Below are 477 nucleotides of genomic sequence, written 5' to 3' on the forward strand. Positions count from 1 at the left end.
TTGTCGGCGGTCGCGACCCGCACCGCATCCCAGTCGACCTGCTCGCGCACCGCACGGGCGGCGGGCAGCAGCGCCGCGAAGTCGCAGTGGTGCTCGTTGAGTGACCGCAGCCTTTCCGACACCACCACTGTCGGCGGCAGGACCGGCATCCGGATCGCCAGGACGTCGAGCACCTCGGCGGATCCGAGGGTGGTCACATCCACCGACGCCCCGTTGAGTTGGTAGAGCACGTCGACCAGGACGTCGTCGTCGGGATAGGCCTTGAACAACCAGTCCTCGGGGACGTGCACGATCTGGAATCCGGCCTTGCGCAACGTCACCTCGGCCGCCTCGGCGTCGGCCTCTGCGACCACGAAGTCGACGTCGTGCACCGGTTCGGGTGCACCGTAGGCCCACAGCGCGTAGCTGCCGGCCAGGGCGAACCGCGGTCCGTGCGCCTTGAACGCCGACGCGGCGCGTTTCAGCGCGTCACGGAGT

General features: G+C 69.2%; 1 protein-coding gene. It reads right to left on the bottom strand.

Features of this window, described 5'->3' with window-relative positions; genetic code table 11:
* The coding region (locus tag RM779_RS33285) for a hypothetical protein (RefSeq protein ID WP_311621537.1) at positions 1-477 on the bottom strand (477 nt) is incomplete at both ends.

This window comes from Streptomyces johnsoniae (assembly GCF_031845565.1).
Lineage (GTDB): Bacteria > Actinomycetota > Actinomycetes > Streptomycetales > Streptomycetaceae > Streptomyces > Streptomyces johnsoniae.